This window comes from Pseudomonas sp. A125, from assembly GCF_055409485.1.
Genome location: NZ_JBUZVP010000085.1, coordinates 1 through 1,154, shown reverse-complemented (window position 1 = coordinate 1,154; position 1,154 = coordinate 1). Strand labels below are relative to the sequence as shown.

The window sequence follows — 1,154 nt, the reverse complement described above, 5'->3', positions numbered from 1 at the left end:
TCCTTATCTATTCGCGATCTGTCAGATTAGGTGCCGAGAGTCGACGTGGACGATCGCTCGCTCCTCGATTTAGCCGATCGTTACGTAGCAAGGTCTCCACGCCGATATCTCCCCACACACGCCCGTACAGTTGCCCGAGGTTGCACTCGAAGATAAGGCTGGGCCGGTGAGGAGAGACTCTCGACTTACTCAGATTATCGGAGATTGTGATGACCTGCATCGGCATTGGCATAGATGTGAGCAAAGCCACCCTCGACATCAGCGTACATCGACACAAAAAGCCTCTTCGAACAACTAACGATCCGGCAGGATGGAAACAGGCAATTGCCTGGATGCAGCCGTTTGAGCCTACCCAGGTCGTGCTCGAAGCCACGGGAGGCTATGAGCAAGACGCTCTGGATGCGTTCTATAGCGCAGGCTTACCGATCATTCGCGTGAACCCAAGGCAAGCGAGGGACTTTGCCAAGGCGATGGGTCAACTGGCCAAGACTGACCATCTGGATGCACGCATGCTGGCCCACATGGCCAGCGTGATCGAGCTTCACCGTTATCAACCGCGTACCGATCAGGCTCAGGAGCTGCACGCCTATCACCAGCGGCGTCAGCAACTGGTTCAGATGATCAGCGCCGAGAAGCAGCGGCGTCGCCTGACAAGAAATGCTGTGCTGCTTGAGGGGCTTGAGCGGCATATTACGCAGATGGAATCTGACCGAGCCGAACTGGACAAGATCATCGCCGGACTGCTCCAAGGAACTATGCAGGCTCAGGTAGCCAGTACGATCAAGGGAATGGGCCCCGTGGCGGTATCGACGCTCGTCTGCGAGATGGGAGAGCTTGGCTATCTGAACCGTAAAGCCATCGCCAGGCTTTATGGTATGGCGCCCCTGTCCAAAGACAGTGGCCAATTCAGTGGCAAGAGAACAACCTGGGCCGGACGTCGGGCACCCAGAAGCGCCATGTACATGGCGTGTTTGAGCGCTGTGCGCTACGACCCGGTGCTAAAACCGTTTTATCAACGCCTGGTCGCCAACGGCAAACCCAAGAAAGTAGCCCTCGTAGCCGCTGCTCGCAAGCTGGTCACCATGCTTAACGCAAGAATGCGCGAAGCCTTGAAGGCTGCCGCGCATTTGGCTTGAGAACACAGTTGCTACGTA

General features: G+C 56.5%; 1 protein-coding gene. It reads left to right on the top strand.

The genetic code is table 11. The features are described from left to right. Positions 1–209: 209 nt before the first annotated feature. Positions 210–1,136, top strand: coding sequence for an IS110 family transposase (locus ACZRN6_RS36490; protein ID WP_198718347.1), 927 nt, complete (start codon positions 210–212; stop codon positions 1,134–1,136). Positions 1,137–1,154 lie beyond the last annotated feature (18 nt).